The 15,391-nt window shown below is 64.9% G+C and carries 14 protein-coding genes and 1 pseudogene; 5 read left to right on the forward strand and 10 right to left on the reverse strand.

The features are described 5' to 3' along the window. Positions 1-6: 6 nt before the first annotated feature. The 8 genes and pseudogenes from JQ580_RS18240 to JQ580_RS18275 all read right to left on the reverse strand — a co-directional run bounded on the left by JQ580_RS18240 (position 7) and on the right by JQ580_RS18275 (position 9,923). On the reverse strand, positions 7-1,218 hold the full coding sequence (locus JQ580_RS18240) for an ABC transporter substrate-binding protein (protein ID WP_212281431.1): 1,212 nt from the start codon (positions 1,216-1,218) through the stop codon (positions 7-9). 247 nt (positions 1,219-1,465) lie between these two features. Then, positions 1,466-2,296 (reverse strand): ABC transporter permease, encoded by an 831-nt coding sequence (locus JQ580_RS18245; protein ID WP_212281432.1) that lies wholly within the window; start codon positions 2,294-2,296, stop codon positions 1,466-1,468. Then, a complete protein-coding gene (locus JQ580_RS18250; RefSeq protein WP_212281433.1) occupies positions 2,293-3,555 on the reverse strand; it encodes an ABC transporter permease in 1,263 nt (420 codons plus the stop codon). The genes JQ580_RS18245 and JQ580_RS18250 overlap by 4 nt, the downstream gene beginning before the upstream one ends. A 221-nt stretch (positions 3,556-3,776) precedes the next feature. Next, complete coding sequence (locus JQ580_RS18255) at positions 3,777-4,835, reverse strand: ABC transporter substrate-binding protein (protein ID WP_212281434.1); 1,059 nt, start codon at positions 4,833-4,835, stop codon at positions 3,777-3,779. 48 nt (positions 4,836-4,883) lie between these two features. After that, positions 4,884-5,996 (reverse strand): ABC transporter ATP-binding protein, encoded by a 1,113-nt coding sequence (locus JQ580_RS18260; protein WP_212281435.1) that lies wholly within the window; start codon positions 5,994-5,996, stop codon positions 4,884-4,886. A 328-nt stretch (positions 5,997-6,324) separates the two neighbouring features. Beyond that, positions 6,325-7,893, reverse strand: a complete 1,569-nt coding sequence (locus JQ580_RS18265) for a DUF4403 family protein (protein WP_212281436.1) — start codon at positions 7,891-7,893, stop codon at positions 6,325-6,327. A gap of 142 nt (positions 7,894-8,035) precedes the next feature. Further along, the gene (locus JQ580_RS18270; RefSeq protein WP_212281437.1) at positions 8,036-8,674 is read right to left on the reverse strand and encodes a Vgb family protein; all 639 of its coding nucleotides are present in this window, start codon (positions 8,672-8,674) and stop codon (positions 8,036-8,038) included. Between the two features lie 29 nt (positions 8,675-8,703). Next, positions 8,704-9,923 (reverse strand): annotated as a pseudogene (locus JQ580_RS18275) (helix-turn-helix domain-containing protein). Positions 9,924-10,016: 93 nt separating this feature from the next. Here JQ580_RS18275 and JQ580_RS18280 point away from each other — a divergent pair. Next, positions 10,017-10,808 (forward strand): DUF899 domain-containing protein, encoded by a 792-nt coding sequence (locus JQ580_RS18280; protein WP_409363214.1) that lies wholly within the window; start codon positions 10,017-10,019, stop codon positions 10,806-10,808. After that, entirely contained in the window at positions 10,801-11,073 is a 273-nt protein-coding gene (locus JQ580_RS18285; protein ID WP_212281439.1) for a hypothetical protein, read from the forward strand. Before JQ580_RS18280 ends, JQ580_RS18285 begins: the two co-directional genes overlap by 8 nt. A gap of 181 nt (positions 11,074-11,254) precedes the next feature. On the opposite strand, the gene JQ580_RS18290 is transcribed toward JQ580_RS18285, so the two are convergent. After that, a complete protein-coding gene (locus JQ580_RS18290; protein WP_212281440.1) occupies positions 11,255-11,674 on the reverse strand; it encodes a c-type cytochrome in 420 nt (139 codons plus the stop codon). 115 nt (positions 11,675-11,789) lie between these two features. Beyond that, positions 11,790-12,506 carry a L,D-transpeptidase gene (locus JQ580_RS18295; protein ID WP_212281441.1) on the reverse strand — a complete coding sequence of 239 codons (717 nt, stop codon included), beginning with the start codon at positions 12,504-12,506 and terminating at the stop codon, positions 11,790-11,792. Between the two features lie 274 nt (positions 12,507-12,780). Between JQ580_RS18295 and JQ580_RS18300 the strand changes: the two genes are divergently transcribed. The 3 genes from JQ580_RS18300 (at position 12,781) to JQ580_RS18310 (ending at position 15,341) form a co-directional block, all read left to right on the forward strand. Further along, positions 12,781-13,833 carry a glycosyltransferase family 4 protein gene (locus JQ580_RS18300; RefSeq protein ID WP_212281442.1) on the forward strand — a complete coding sequence of 351 codons (1,053 nt, stop codon included), beginning with the start codon at positions 12,781-12,783 and terminating at the stop codon, positions 13,831-13,833. A gap of 33 nt (positions 13,834-13,866) precedes the next feature. After that, positions 13,867-14,556, forward strand: coding sequence for a class I SAM-dependent methyltransferase (locus tag JQ580_RS18305; protein ID WP_097663141.1), 690 nt, complete (start codon positions 13,867-13,869; stop codon positions 14,554-14,556). Positions 14,557-14,681: 125 nt separating this feature from the next. Then, a complete protein-coding gene (locus tag JQ580_RS18310; protein ID WP_212281443.1) occupies positions 14,682-15,341 on the forward strand; it encodes a hypothetical protein in 660 nt (219 codons plus the stop codon). Positions 15,342-15,391: the final 50 nt, after the last annotated feature.

Here is a 15,391-nt window from a genome sequence, read left to right on the forward strand (position 1 = left end):
CACCGCTCAGTGCGTCACCAGCGGACAGCCGCCCTTGTCGAGCGGACGGAACGCTTCGTCGCCGGGCACGGTGGCAATCAGCTTGTAGAGGTCCCATTCGCCCTTGGATTCCTCGGGCTTCTTGACCTCGAAAAGATACATGTCGTGAACCATGCGGCCGTCGATGCGGATCTTGCCGTTCTTGGCGAAGAAATCGTTGACCGGCGTGGCGCGCATCTGCGCCATCACCTTCGGCGCCTCGTCCGTCTTGATGGCGTCGATCGCCTTCAGATAGTGCATGGTCGCCGAATAGAGCCCGGCCTGGATCATGGTCGGCATGTGGCCGACCTTCTCGTTGAAGCGCTTGGAGAAGGCGCGGGTCTCCTCGTTCATGTCCCAGTAGAACGCGTCGGTGACGATCAGGCCCTGCGTCGCCTTGATGCCGAGCGAATGGGTGTCGGTGATCTCCTGCAGCAGCGCGATCATTTTCTGGCCGCCCTGCACCAGGCCGAACTCGGCTGCCTGCTTCAGCGCGTTGGTGGTGTCGCCGCCGGCATTGGCCAGCGCGACCACCTTGGCCTTGGAGGCCTGGGCCTGCAGCAGGAATGAGGAAAAGTCCGAGGAATTGAGCGGATGGCGCACCTCGCCGAGCACCTTGCCGCCGCTCTCCTTGACCACGTTGGCTGCGTCGCGCTGCAGCGCCATGCCGAAGGCGTAGTCGGCGGTGACGAAGAACCAGGTGTCCTCGCCGCGCTTGACCATCGCCTTGCCGGCGACGTTCGACAGCGCATAGGTGTCGTAGGTCCAGTGTACGGTGTTGGGCGAGCAGGCGATGCCGGTGATATCAGACGAGCCGCCGCCGGAGTTGATGTTGATCTTGTTCTTCTCGCGCGTCAGTGCCGAGATCGGCAGCGCCACCGAGGACGTCGGCACGTCGAAGATCGCATCGACCTTGTCGTTGTCGTACCAGTTGCGCGCGATGTTGACGCCGACATCGGGCTTGTTCTGGTGATCGGCGGCAACCACCTGCACGGGCTTGCCCGCAACCTTGGCGCCGTAATCGGCGACCGCCATCTCGACGGCGGCGAGCGAACCCTTGCCGGTCGCGTCCGCATAGAGGCTCGACATGTCCGTGAGGACGCCGATCTTGACGACGTCGTCGGAGATCTGCGCCTGCACCGTGCCCGACGTGGCGGCGAGCGCAAGGCCGGCCGCGACTGCGGCGATGAGTTTTTGCATGGTTGTTCTTCTCCCTGTGTGTTGTTGTTTGGGCTTTGTTGCAGGGACTGTTCTAGCGACAAACGGTCGCGGCCGCAAAGCCACGGACGCGTGAGGAGGAATGAGAAATAAGTAGGGGTATCGGTCGTCAATCCGGCGTGCGCCTCGATGCGCATTTGCGCATCGGAGTTTCCATTCATCCACCGGCGCTGTGGCCCGATGGATTCCGGGCTCGCGCTGCGTGCGCCCCGGAATGACAGAGGGCCTATCAGGCGCTGGTGCCTTTCAGCCGCTCGTTGCGTCGGCGCAGGCCTTCCAGAGTCGCGAGGAGGATCACCGAGACCGTCGTCAGGATCACCGCCGCTGCCGTGATGGTCGGGCTGATGTTCTCACGGATGCCGCTGAACATTTCGCGCGGCAGAGTGCGTTGTTCCGGACCGGCCATGAACAGCACGATCACGACCTCGTCGAAGCTGGTCGCGAAGGCGAATAGCGCGCCTGAGGCGAGGCCGGGCAGGATCAGCGGCAGGATCACGCGGCGGAACGCGTAGATTGGCGAGGCGCCGAGCGAGGCGGCGGCGCGTGCCAGATTGGTGTCGAAGCTTTGCAGCGTGGCGCCGACCGTGATCACAACGAAAGGCGTCGCCAGTGCGGTATGGGCCAGGATCAGGCCGAGATAGCTGCCGGTCAGTCCGATCGGCGCGAAGAAGAAATACAGGCCGACCGCCGTGATGACGCCAGGCACAACCACCGGGGACAGCACGAACGCGAGCACGAGCGGTTTGAACCGGCTCTTCCACTGCGCCAGCCCCAGCGCGGCCAGCGTGCCGAGCACCATGGACAGCGCCGTCGAAGCGACGCCGATGATCATGCTGTTCTTCAGTGCGTTCATCCAGCGCGGCGATGTGATGAAGTCGTCGTACCAGCGCAACGACAGGCCGGGCAGCGGATAGGTCAGATACGAGCCCGAGCTGAAGGACAGCGGCATGATCGCCAGGATCGGCGTGATCAGGAAGATGAAAACCAACGTGGAGACGACGATGGTCCCGGTCCACGCAATGCGCTGGCCGGGCGTGCGCAAGGAGGCATTGTCGCTCAATTCTTTATACCTCCCGTGACCTGCTGCCCCTGCACCAGCTTACCGTAGACAAGTGCCAGCAGAAGGGTGGCTAGCAGCAGCAACGCCCCAAGCGCCGATGCGAGTCCCCAATTCGCGGTCTCGGTGGTGTAGAGCGCGATGAAGTAGCTGATCATCTGGTCGGCGGCGCCGCCGACGAGTGCGGGCGTGATGTAATAGCCGAGCGCCAGGATGAAGACGAGCAGGCTTCCGGCGCCAATGCCGGGCAGCGTCTGCGGCAAGTAGATCCTCAAGAAGGCTGTGACCGGTGGCGCGCCGAGCGAGGCGGCGGCGCGCATGTAGGCCGGCGAGATCGCTTTCATGCTGCTGTAGAGCGGCAGGATCATGAACGGCAGCAGCACGTGGGTCATCGCGACGCAGACGCCGAAGCGGTTGTAGATCAGCCGCAGCGGCTGGTCGATGATGCCGAGCCATTGCAGGCTGTCGTTCACGACGCCCTTGCTCTGCAACAGCACGATCCAGGCGCAGGTGCGAACCAGCAGCGATGTCCAGAACGGCAGCAGGACGAAGATCATCAGCAGGTTCGATCTGGCAGGCGGCAGCGTCGCAAGCAAATAGGCCACCGGAAAGCCGAGCATCAGGCAGAGGACGGTGACGCTGAGACTGATGACGAAGGTGCGGGTGAAGACCTCGCGGTAGATCGCCTGGTCCGGCGGAGCTGCGATGATCGCGCCGTCGACGTTCCGCGTCAGGTCGAGCGCGGACAGAAGGTAGAAGCCGGTGAGGGGGCCGCCGGCGTCCTTGATCGTCGTCCATGTCGCACGTTCGCGCCAGGCCGCATTGATCTTGCCCAGCGTCTCCTTCGCGGCCCCTCGCTCCGGCACGGCCTTCAGGTTGCGTGCCGTGCTGGTCAGGATCGTGCGAAAGCCGTTCAGCGCGTAGTTCAGCCGCTTGGCTGCGATCGCGATGGTGCCGGCGGCGCGCGCCGCGAGGATATCGCTTGCGAGCGCAGCAAAGGCGTCTTCATTCGGCAGGTCCTTGCCGTCCCAACCGGCGAGCGCCGCCACCGTCTGCGGCAGAACCTGGCGCACCTCGCGGTCATCGACCGCGCGCCACAGCATGCCGGCGATCGGGCCTGCGAAGGTGAAGAGCAGGAAGACGAGAAGCGGCGCGACGAGTGCCAATGCCTTGAGCTGGCGCGCGCGTTCGGCCTGCTTCAGGCGCCGCCTGAGCGACACCGCGGGCTTGGCATCGGCGCCGGTAACGGACGCGGTCGTCATGACGAGAGCCTCTTTGACGCGCGGCCTGAGCAAGCGCCTCGTCCTTCGAGACGACCGCTTCGCGGTCTCCTCAGGATGAGGCTCATTGACATTGGTGCCTGTAGAGTCGTTGCCAAAAACTCAGACCTCATCCTGAGGGCCCGCCATAGGCGGGCGTCTCGAAGGATGCGCCGCAGACGAGCCAGTCGCCACGTTTCCCTCCGCCCGCGCTGCGGGCGGCTCTATTTCGCGGCCCATTTGTTGAAGCGCCCGGTCAGGCGGTCGATGTTCTCGAGCCAGAAGGCAACGTTGATCTCGACCGCGTTCTTGATGTTGTCGGGCGCCGTCGGCAGGTCCTTCAGAACGGCAGGCGCGATCAGAGCGGCTGCGTCCTTGTTCGAAGTACCGTAGGCAATGTTCTCCGACAGTTTCGATTGGTTCTCCGCCTTGCCGACAAAGTCCAGGAACTTGTAGGCGGCGTCCTTGTTCGGGCTGCCCTTGAGGATGACCCAGCTGTCAAGCGTGAACAGCGCGCCGTCCCACACCATGCCGAAATTCTTCTTCTCGTTCTTGTTCGCGGTATCGATGCGGCCATTGTACACCGAGGTCATCGTCACCTCACCGGAGGCGAGCAGTTGCGGCGGCTGGGCGCCGGCCTTCCACCAGACGATGTCGCCCTTGATGGTGTCGAGCTTCTTGAAGGCGCGCTCGATGCCCTCGTCGGTCGCCAGCACCTTGTAGACGTCCTTCGGCGCGACGCCATCGGCCATCAGTGCGATCTCGAGCGTGGTCTTCGGGCCCTGACGCAAGGCGCGCTTGCCAGGAATTTTCTTGGTGTCGAAGAAGTCGGCCCAGCCCTTCGGGGCCTCCTTCAGCTTGTCCTTGTCGTAGCCGAGAACGAAGTCGTAGAGGATGGCACCGACGCCGCACGGATTGACCGACGGCGGGATGTAGGCGGCCTCGCCGCCGATCTTGGTGTAGTCCAGCTTCTCGAACAGGCCTTCCTCGCAGCCGACCGCAAGTTCGTCGCTCTCGACCTGGACGACGTCCCACGTGGCGGCGCCGCCTTGCACTTTGGCGCGCAGCACGCCGACGCCGCCGTCCCATGACTCGTCGTTCATTGCAATTCCGGCCGCCTTCTTGAACGGCTCGAAATAGACCTTCTTCTGGGCATCCTGATAGGCCCCGCCCCACGACACGATCGTGAGATCACGCGCCTGGGCGACGGTGGCCAGCGCGGCGCTGGCGGCGAAGGCCGCGGTCAAAGCCAGAGCAATCTTGCCAATCTTGCGCTTCAGCATGGTCCTTGTTCCTTCTTCATATGAGTTGCGTCGATGTTGATTGCCGATTCAGACCGGATCGAGAGCGAGGCAGTCCTCGGGGCGAAAGGTGACGAACACGTCTGCACCATGTGACAGGCTGTCATGTGCGCCCGGCGGAAGCTTGACCATGAACTCGGCATTCCCCGCGACATCGAGCACGGCCAGCGCGTGGTCGCCGAGATAGATGGTGTTCTGCACCTTGGCCGGCAGCCGGTTTGGTCCATCACTGGCGGCGCCGTCCGGGACGATGGCGATCCGCTCCGGCCGTACCGACAGGGACGTCGACGCGCCTGCGCCTGACACATTGATTGCCCGAGCGGTGACGGTGCCGCCGCCGCCGGCCAGCGCGACTCGGCAATAAACCTTGTCGACCGTCTCGACGGTGCCTGAAAGCACGTTGTTTTCGCCAATGAAATGGGCGACGAAGCTGTTCACCGGGTGCTCATACAGCGCGTCGGGCTTGTCGATCTGCTGCACGATGCCGTCGTTGAACACGGCGATGCGGTCCGACATCGTGAGCGCTTCACTCTGATCGTGGGTGACGTAGACGACGGTGATGCCCATCGTCTCGTGCAATTGCTTGATCTCCAGCTGCATCTGCTCGCGCAGCCGCTTGTCAAGGGCGCCGAGCGGCTCATCCATCAGCACGAGTTGCGGATTGAAGACCAGCGCGCGGGCCAATGCCACGCGCTGCTGCTGGCCGCCGGACAGTTGTCCGGGCCGCCGGTGCGCCAAAGTTTCCATCTTGATCATGCGCAGCGCCGAGCCGACGCGTTCCTGCACGTCAGCCTTGCTGGTGTTGCGAACGGATAGCGGGAAGGCGATGTTCTCCGCGATCGTCAGGTGCGGAAACAGGGCATAGTTCTGGAACACCATGCCGATATCGCGCTTGTGCGGGGGCATGTTCTTGATCGGCCGGCCTGCCAGGTAAATCTCGCCCTGGGTCGGAACCTCGAAGCCGGCCAGCATCATCAGCGTGGTCGTCTTGCCCGAGCCCGAGGGGCCGAGCAGGGTGATGAACTCGCCCTTCCTGATGTCGAGATCGAGGTTCTTCACCACGAGATGCTCGCCATCATAGGTCTTCTGAATGCCGGAAAATCGCACCAGTGCCGGCTCAGGCGTGACCATGCCGGCTTCCATGTTGACCTCGACTTGCCCACTCTCGTGCTGTCAGAACCTCATTCGAGGTTGCGACGGACAGCTTAGCATCCTCCGATCAGAATGCCAGCGACGCAACCGACGAAGAGGCGGACTTATGACTTGCGACGACATCCAGCGTGCCCGCCTCGTCCTTCGAGACGGCGCTTTCGCGCCTCCTCAGGATGAGGCTCATCAGCATGGGTGCCCGTTGAAACTACCGTTGTGCGCTCCGTCCTCATCCTGAGGAGCCCGCCAACGGCGGGCGTCTCGAAGGATGGCCGCAAGGAGGAATCTCGAATGCGATAGTCCTGCGGCACGCGAGCGTGCGCTACATCCCCGATAGCTTGCTCACAAACACATTCAGCGAGCCACCGGCTTCTGCCACCACGCGCAGCGTCCTGGAATCGAAGGCGATGTCGGCCAGCGTCAGGCTGTCGATTTTGGCGTCGACCTTGACGCCGTCCTCGCTTTTCTGGAAGTCGGCGATGACGCCAGCGATCTTCTCGCGTGCGTTGGCGGCAATCGGCTTCAGGTCGAGCGTGGCTCTCTGCAGCAGTGCCTGCTGCATCTGCGGCACCACCGCGCGCGCCGCCGCGCCGAGCAGTCCGAAGGCCGCTTCGGACTCGACCGCGAGCTGGATGTCGGTGAGCCGCAGCGTCTGCTGTGCCTGGTCGAGCACCGGCCGGCCCCAGATGTGCACGGTCGCCTCGGCGCCGAGACCAAGCCAGCTCTTCTTTTCCTTGGCGCGTACCAGCAGCGAGATCAGCAGGCGCTCGCCCGACGGGACCACGGTGACACCCTTGACGGTCACGTCGACCGGACCGGAGCCGTCCTCGGGATAGGTGCGGCCGACCATTTGCGCTGCAATGAGCTTGTTGATCTCGGTGAAGGGCACGTCGATCGGCACGCCGATGTTCACGCCCGTGCCGGTCGGCGGCACGATCGAGATCTTGTCGGGGAACGGGCAGTCCGGCTTGGTCTGCGTCGAGGTCACGCGCGTCTCCGCCTCGAGGCCCATCAGTAGCGTGACGGCCTGGGCATCGACCCGCGGCTGCGCGGCGATGGCACGGATCGGCTTCATCTCCAGCCAGAGCGGCGGCAGTGCGGCCGATGCGCCCGAGCCCTGCAGCGGGATCGAGCGGCAGGCCTTGGCCCATTGCAGCTTCGCGTTCTCGCGCAGGGAGGGATCGTTGCGGATGCGCTCGGAAACAATGTTGATCTGCTCGCCGACATTCTTGTCGATCAGGGGCTTCACCTGCGCCGGCACGTTGACCCTGGCGCCGGAGACATTGAGGTTGGTGTCGCCGAGATTGACCTGCGCGCCGAGATTGGGCTCGAGATGCCAGTTGGCCGCGAGCTTCGGGCGCGAGGTGACGATGACGTTTCCCTTGATCTCGGCGCTGGCGTTCAAATTCTTGATGTTGACCGCGCCGATCCGTTTCGCCGCGTCACCGCCGAGCACGCTGCCGAGCGCTTCGCCGAGCGCGCCCGTGGCTTTCGAGGACAGCGAGCCGGTGACGTTCAGCTTGCCGTTGAGCGGCGTCGAGATCGTCAGCACGTCCTTGTCACCGGCAGCCGCCATCGGTCCGCGCACAGCGGTCCAGCCGATGTCGGCGTTCTCGAGGATCTGCGAGATCGGATTGTCTGCCTTCCCTGCGAAATTGCGCGGCGCGGCCTTCTCGGCCTGTTCGCGGATCGCCGACAGCGCGATGGCGACCGGCGCCACCACGATCGAACTCTTCGACGCCGGCGGCAGCGGCGGCAATTGCGCCACGGGCGGCGCCGAATTCGTCGCGCGCGGCGACAGCCAATCCATCGCCTTCAAGCTGATGAAGAACGACGCCGCGAGAACCGCGACGGCGATCATGATGGTCTTCAGATTCAACGTCAGTCGCATCGATCCCCCAGGCCGCCCCGGCAGGGATTCTACAGGGCGGGCGAGGAGGGCGCTAGAGCGCAGCGATGGGGTGGAAATGGGGCGAATGGGTTAACGGTTGCGAACGCGCCGTTGCCGCGTGTTCGGATCGTTAATTGCGAAGCTAGCCGCGCCGGGGACGGCGGACCGCTCTCACATTGCCGTTAGCGCCGCCGCCGCAGAAGAAGCGGTCGCCGCCGTCGGACTCCAACCCCGACACCATCGTCCCGGCAGGCAGGTCGAGCTGCTCGAGCACTTTGCCGGTTTCCGGGTCGATCCGCCTGATATTGCTGTCCTCGCCTTCCCAGGTGCCGTGCCAAAGTTCGCCGTCGACCCAGGTCACCCCGGTCACGAAGCGCTTGCTCTCAATGGTGCGAAGCACCTTCCCCGTATCCGGATCGACCTGGTGGATCTTACGCTCGCGATATTGCCCGACCCACAGCGAGCCCTCGGCCCAGGCCAATCCGGAATCGCCGCCTCCGCCCGGCGCCGGAATGCTGGTGAGCAGCTTGCCCGAGGCGGCGTCGATCTTCTGGATGCGATCCTCTGCGATCTGGAACAGGTGCCGTCCGTCGAACGCCGTTCCCGCATGGGCCGCGACATCGAGGGAGCGCGCGACCTTGCCGCTTTCCGGATCGACCGCATTCAATTTGTCGCCGGATGCGAACCAGACGTGGGTACCGTCATAGGTGACGCCATGCACGGCTTCGACGCCGGCAAAAGGTCCGTACTCCCTGACGATCTCGGCGGCTGAACGCTTCATGTGCTCGCTCCCTGTGATGTGCTCATACCTTATGTCTTCAGGAGCGGTCCCGGGAGTAACAAGCCTGTCGGGAAACCCGGGACGGGCGGCATCATCCAGCGCCGCGCCCGCCCATGTCCGAACGACTGCACCTTGTTCGATCGCGCCAGCTCGTCGAGCGCCCGCTGCACCGTGCGCGCGCTGGTCCCGAGCGCCAGCGCGAGCGCCGAGCTCGACCACGGCTCGCCATCGGAGAGGAAGGCGAGAACAGCCGCGTGCTTCTCCTCGACGGGCCGCGCCAGCACCAGGACCTGCCGTGTCTTGCGCGGCGTCAGTGCAAAACCCTGCTTCGTCGCGGCCACATCGGCGAGTGGCCTGAGCTTGGCGCGCAGCCGGCCGATCTCCACCCGCAGGCGTGCGCGGTGCGATCCATCGGCGTGCCTCGCCCGAAACGCCGCTGCCATCAGCGCCTCGCGCGTGACGTCCGCGGGCCAGGCTTGCGCCAGGATGCGGGCGAGCGCGAACAGCACCGGGCGGGTCCCGAGCGATACGATCGTGCCCCGCCGGCGCACCGCATGATGGAAGGTGTCCACGACGAGTGCGTCCGAAGCCGCGAGCTGCTCGACCTGCTCCAGCAGCAACGGACGTTCGTCGCCACGCGTGATCAGGCGCGCGGCCGGCGTATCGAGCACCTGCTCGTGCTCTCGACCTCGGCTGCGAGTCCAGCAATGCCTGCGAGGCGCGCTGCCCGAGCCGCCCGGGCAAGCGCTGCGCGCGCGTCCTTGGTTCTGAGCCGCCGTATCGCGATGCCGGCGACCACGAGCTCACGGACGACCTGCGAGGCAGGCGGCAGTGGGGAGGGGCTGAGCTCGGCGAGGATACGCTCGGCTTCGTCGAGTTGTCCCACGAGAACGAGTCGGCGTGCCTCGATGTGGCCGGCATGCGTGGCATTGGCGACATCGCCGTGTTTTTCGAGCGTCGCCCGGGCCGCAGCAAGCGTTTTCGCCGGCCAACCCAGATCGCGCGAGACCAGCGCAATCTCGGCTTCGGCCACCACGCATCTCGCGCGCGCCACCGCCTCGCGCGGACCGAACGCGCGTGCCGCGCTTCGCAGCAGCGTCTTCGCCTTTGCGAGGTCGCCGAGCTGCGCCATCGCGATGCCGCGCAGCGCCAGCGACGGCGCGTCGTTGCGCAACGCGACGCGGTTCAGCGCGCCGAGCGGATCGCCGGCCTCGAGCGCACGCGCTGCGGCATTGATCAGCGACTCCATGTCAATCCCGCCACACTTGTTACTCCCACCGCGCGACCGCGAGGTGCCAGAATTCGTTGGCAGGACGTCGAGCAAGAGGTTTGGAGAGCCATGATGACATCAATAGACAACGCAGCGACGGACGGACAGACCGCCATGCAAACGCCGCCGGTGGTCTCGCCGCAGGACTGGGAGGCGGCCCGTCAGCGACTGCTTGTGAAGGAAAAGGCGCACACCCGTGCCCGCGACGCCCTGGCTGCCGAGCGCCGGCGCATGCCGTGGATGGAAGTTGCCAAAACCTATGCCTTCGAGGGGCCCGGCGGCAAGGTCAGTCTGGTCGATCTGTTCCAGGGCCGGCGGCAGCTGATCGTCTACCGTGCCTTCTTCGAGCCCGGCGTGTTCGGCTGGCCCGATCACGCCTGCCGCGGCTGCTCCATGGTGGCCGACCAGGTTGCCCATGTCTCGCATCTGAATGCCCGCGACACCACGCTGGTGTTCGCCTCGCGCGCGCCGCAGGCCGACATCATCAGGCTGAAGAAGCGGATGGGCTGGACCATGCCGTGGGTCACCGTCACCGACAGCTTCGACGCCGATTTCGGCGTCGACGAATGGCATGGCACGAACGTGTTCTACCATGACGGGGCGCGCATCTTTCGCACCTATTTCGTCAAGAGCCGCGGCGACGAGCAGATGGGCGGCACCTGGAACTATCTCGATATCACCCCGCTCGGCCGCCAGGAGGTCTGGGAGGATTCGCCGAAGGGCTATCCGCAGACACCGACCTACAAATGGTGGAACTGGCACGACAGCTATACGGAAGGGGCTGCGCCCGACCAAAAATGGGTCGAGATCTCCGAGGCCGGCGAGAAGGCCTTTCGCGAGGAGGCGGCGGAAGGGCGTGACTAGTCCCGTCAGCATAACTGCCGGCACTGGCCGCGACGGCGTGGCGGCGGCGCGCCGTCTCGCCGGGTGGCTTGGGCTGGCCGCCACGCCGACCTTCGCGATCATGGCCGTGCTGACGGCCATGATCGGTAGCGGCCCGGAGGACATGCTGTGTGCCGCCGGGCACGGCTCAGTGCTCGGCGGGATGGTGCCGATGTATCTGCTGATGAGCGCATTTCATTCGGCAGCGTGGCTGAGGCTGATCGCGGAGCGGCTGCCGTCGGAGTGAACGCCTCGTCCTTCGAGACGCGCGCAAGGGCGCGCTCCTCAGGATGAGGCTAACTGGCAGTCGTGCCGCAGCAAGAGTGTTACCGCGCACTCAGCCCTCATCCTGAGGATCTCGCCGCAGGCGGGCGTCTCGAAGGATGCGCTGCGATTTCCCATGCAAGCCTCATCGCGGCGCCGCGACCCTATTGGCCGCCCGCCCTCTGCAAATAGGCCGCCACCTTCGCCGCTTCCTCGGCCGAGATGCCGCCATAAGGCTGCATCTTGTTGCCTGACACCACCTCGTCGGGCTTGACCATGAAGCGCGTGAGCTTGTCCTGGTCCCAGACGAAGCCGGCATCCTTCATTGCGGACGAATAATTGTAGTCCGGCAGCGAGCCGGCCTTGCGTCCCAGGATCTTGTTGAGGTTGGGGCCAAGGCGGTTGTCGCCTTCCTTCACGGAATGGCAGGTGCGGCAGGAATTGTTGAAGGCCTGGTGGGCCGCCTCGTCGCCCGCAGGCTGCTGCGCCAGCGAGGAGGGGGTGGAGAGAAGCAGTGTCACCGCTCCGGCGGCCGCGATCGTGCACAGCCATGAACTTCGTGGTGTCGGCAGGCGTGATTGCATCTGCGCCTCTCTCGGAGTTCGCGCCGCAACACGCGAGCGCGCCAGAATGTCGAGGGCAAACGGAAACGGCCCCGGTAGGTTCCGAGGCCGTTTGCGTCACAATGTCCTGTCGGCGTTAGCGCGGCGCAGCACCGAGGTCCGCGCGGCGTTCCGTCATCGGCAGCACGATCACCTTGGTGCCGACGTTGACGCGGGAGTAGAGGTCGGAAACGTCCTCATTGGTCAAGCGGATGCAGCCGGAGGAGACGCGCTTGCCGATCGTGTCGGGGGCATTGGTGCCGTGGATGCGGTAGATGGTGCCGCCGAGATACATGGCGCGGGCACCGAGCGGGTTGCCGGGACCACCGGCCATGTGGCGCGGCAGATAGGGCTGGCGGGCGATCATTTCCGGCGGCGGAGTCCAGGCCGGCCACTCGGCCTTGCGGGTCACCGATTGCGTGCCCGACCAGGTGAAGCCATCGCGGCCGACGCCGATGCCGTAACGCAGCGCCTGGCCGTTGCCGAGCACATAATAGAGATAGGTGTTGGGCGTATCGATGATGATGGTGCCCGGCGCCTCGCGCGTCGCGTAGGAGACGGTCTGGCGGCGGAAGCGCGCCGGCATCTCCACGGCGTCCTGATCGTCGGACGGCTCGGTCTGATAGGTCGGCGCCTGGTAGGGCTGATAGGGCTGGAGCGGCTGCGGCGCGGCGAACGGCGGCAGCGGCTGGAAGAAGGGGAAGAGCTGCACCGGCGCGGCCTTGGCTGCACCCGCGAATGCGATCGCGGAGATCGCGACTGCGCCGCAAGCAGCGGCGCGCGAAAAAATCCTGAACGTGTCCAGCTTGAACATGTGATCGCCCCTGTTCGCTCGGTGGCTTCGGCCACCGCGGCACCATTGCGGTGCTCCGTTGCCTGGATCACTAACGGCAAAACGTTTCGGGACATTTGCGCCGAAAACCGAAAACGGTTTCGTCGCTGAAAGGATTGTTTCATGACAGTTTCGTGGCCGCAGGTGCCCGTTAACGAACAAAACGGTGGGCCGACACTTCTGTGACGTCACACGCTTGAAATATCCTTCGTTGATGGTCGGAAACCGAGAATCATCAAACTCTCGGGATTTTCCCATGCGGGTATTAATCGCGACTGACGCCTGGCATCCCCAGGTTAACGGTGTGGTCCGCACCCTGACCTCGCTGGCGAATGCCGCAAAAGCCCTCGATGTCGAGATCGACTTCCTGACGCCGGAGGGCCTTCCGTCCTGGCCGCTGCCGACCTATCCGGGCCTGCGCATTGCGCTGCCGAGCGGAAAGGAGATCGCGCGGCGGATCGAGAAGGCCGCACCCGACGCTCTTCACATCGCGACCGAAGGCCCGATCGGCTGGGCGGCGCGGGCCTATTGCCGCCGCAACCGGCTTGCCTTCACCACGTCCTACACCACGCGCTTTCCCGAATATGTTGCGGTGCGGACCGGCATCCCCGCTGCCGTCGGTTATGCCGTGCTGCGCCACTTCCACGATGCCGCCGCGATGACCATGGTCGCGACGCCGTCGCTGCGGCAGGAACTCGCCGAGCGCGGCTTCAAGCGGCTCGGCTTCTGGACGCGTGGCGTCAACACCGAGCTGTTTCATCCCGACTCTCCGGCGCGGCTCGATCTGCCGCGTCCGATCTTCATGACCATGGGCCGGGTCGCGGTTGAGAAGAATCTCGAAGCGTTTCTTTCGCTCGACCTGCCCGGCACCAAGGTCGTCGTCGGCGACGGCCCGCAGAAGGCGGCGCTCGAGAAGAAATACCCGGACGTCGTCTTCCTCGGCGAGAAGAAGGGCGCAGATCTCACCGCGCATCTCGCCGCCGCCGATGTGTTCGTGTTTCCAAGCCTGACCGATACGTTCGGCGTGGTGCAACTGGAGGCGCTGGCCTGCGGCACGCCGGTCGCGGCGTTCCCCGTGACGGGGCCGAAGGATGTCATCGCCAATCATCCGATCGGTGCGATCGATCATGATCTGCGGTCCGCGTGCCTGCGCGCGCTCACCATGTCGCGCGAGACCTGCCGCAACTTCGCGCTGGAGCGCTCCTGGGAAAACAGCGCGCGCCAGTTCGTCGGCAACCTCACGTCACTTCAGCCCAGCCGCGTCTTGCGCGCCTCGCCTCGGATGGCGCGGCGGCCGGTACGCGGCTGATCCCTTCTTTGAACCACAGCGAGAAACTCATCGATGGCTAAGATCATGAACCTTGACGGCACCCAGCAGCTCGATCTCACCCGCGGCACGGTCGAGCAGGCTTACGATCGCTGGGCGCCCGTCTACGATCTCGTGTTCGGCGGCGTGTTCGCCAAGGGCCGGCAGGCTGCGATCGCGGCCACCAACAAGATCGGCGGCCGCGTGCTCGAGGTCGGCGTCGGCACCGGCATCTCGCTGCCGCTCTATGCGCCCAACCTGCGCATCTTCGGCACCGACATCTCGGAGGCGATGCTGGACAAGGCGCGCCAGCGCGTCGCCGAGGGTAAGCTGAAGAACGTCGAAGGCCTCGCGGTGATGGACGCCGAGAAGCTGGAATTCCCCGATAACTCCTTCGACGTCGTGATGGCGCAATATGTCGTCACCGCCGTACCAAACCCGGAAAAGGCGCTCGACGAATTCGCCCGCGTCCTGCGTCCGGGCGGCGAGCTGATCATCCTCACCCGCGTCAGCGCCGATGCCGGCATGCGCCGCTTCATCGAGCAGAAACTTCAGCCGGTGGTGCGCCCGCTCGGCTTCCGCACCGCCGAGTTCGCCTGGTCGCGCTATGCCAAATGGCTGGCCGGCGCCCATGGCATGGAGCTCGCCGAGCGCCGCCTGATTCCGCCGCTCGGCCATTTCTCGCTGGTGCGCTTCCGCAAGGTCGACGTCGCGAAAGCAGCGTGAGCTGAAGCTCGCGCCTCGCGTGCGTCATCGCGCCGCTGCACACCGTCACATGACAAAATGATGATGTCACACGGCCTACATCGAATCCCTGTAATCCCGGACCCGAAAGCATTTTGGGGGAGAGCATGATCAAGAATTATCTCGAGCAGCTGCGGATACAGCGCTGGGACGACCATCGCTACTATCACCACAGCCGCATCAATCAGAGCCTGCACTTCATCAGCGCGCTGAGCTTTCTCTTCGCCTATGTGTGGCTGTTCATCGACCCCGTCGTCTCCGCGCTGGTCGGATGGCTGGTCTCGATGACCTCGCGCCAGGCCGGTCATTTCTTCTTCGAGCCGCACGGCTACGATCACATCAACCAGGCCACCCACGAGCACAAGGAAGAGATCAAGGTCGGCTACAACCTTCAGCGCAAGGTGGTGCTGATGGCGATCTGGGCAGCTTCGCCGCTGGTGCTGTTCGCCGATCCCACGCTGTTCGGACTGTTTACCCCCTGGGCGAGCGCGACCGACTTCATGCGGCAGGTTGCCAAGATCTGGCTCGTGGTCGGCGGCGGCGGTCTGCTGTTCCGCACCGTGCACCTGTTCTTCATCCGCGACGTCGAGACCGGCCTCGTCTGGATGACCAAGATCCTGACCGACCCCTTCCACGATCTGATGCTGTATCGCAGCGCGCCGCTCGCCTTGATGCGCGGCGAGCTGATGGACCCTGGCCTGCACCTCAATCCCGAGCACACGCTGGGTCTCATCGGCGAGCCCACGCTCGAAGAGCAGCACGCCTGAGCGTTGCGCAGAGCCAACACTCCGATGTCTGATGGTTACGTCATGCCCGG

The sequence above is a fragment of the Bradyrhizobium sp. SZCCT0148 genome (genome assembly GCF_018129985.1).
Classification (GTDB): domain Bacteria; phylum Pseudomonadota; class Alphaproteobacteria; order Rhizobiales; family Xanthobacteraceae; genus Bradyrhizobium; species Bradyrhizobium japonicum_H.

Excerpts from the sequence above, each read along its gene's own strand:
- JQ580_RS18255 (WP_212281434.1), bottom strand. The coding sequence starts at position 4,835 with ATGCTGAAGCGCAAGATTGGCAAGATTGCTCTGGCTTTGACCGCGGCC.
- JQ580_RS18240 (WP_212281431.1), bottom strand. The coding sequence starts at position 1,218 with ATGCAAAAACTCATCGCCGCAGTCGCGGCCGGCCTTGCGCTCGCCGCC.
- JQ580_RS18290 (WP_212281440.1), bottom strand. The coding sequence starts at position 11,674 with ATGCAATCACGCCTGCCGACACCACGAAGTTCATGGCTGTGCACGATC.
- JQ580_RS18280 (WP_409363214.1), top strand. The coding sequence starts at position 10,017 with ATGACATCAATAGACAACGCAGCGACGGACGGACAGACCGCCATGCAA.
- JQ580_RS18270 (WP_212281437.1), bottom strand. The coding sequence starts at position 8,674 with ATGAAGCGTTCAGCCGCCGAGATCGTCAGGGAGTACGGACCTTTTGCC.
- JQ580_RS18310 (WP_212281443.1), top strand. The coding sequence starts at position 14,682 with ATGATCAAGAATTATCTCGAGCAGCTGCGGATACAGCGCTGGGACGAC.
- JQ580_RS18305 (WP_097663141.1), top strand. The coding sequence starts at position 13,867 with ATGGCTAAGATCATGAACCTTGACGGCACCCAGCAGCTCGATCTCACC.
- JQ580_RS18300 (WP_212281442.1), top strand. The coding sequence starts at position 12,781 with ATGCGGGTATTAATCGCGACTGACGCCTGGCATCCCCAGGTTAACGGT.
- JQ580_RS18260 (WP_212281435.1), bottom strand. The coding sequence starts at position 5,996 with ATGGAAGCCGGCATGGTCACGCCTGAGCCGGCACTGGTGCGATTTTCC.
- JQ580_RS18265 (WP_212281436.1), bottom strand. The coding sequence starts at position 7,893 with ATGCGACTGACGTTGAATCTGAAGACCATCATGATCGCCGTCGCGGTT.
- JQ580_RS18250 (WP_212281433.1), bottom strand. The coding sequence starts at position 3,555 with ATGACGACCGCGTCCGTTACCGGCGCCGATGCCAAGCCCGCGGTGTCG.
- JQ580_RS18295 (WP_212281441.1), bottom strand. The coding sequence starts at position 12,506 with ATGTTCAAGCTGGACACGTTCAGGATTTTTTCGCGCGCCGCTGCTTGC.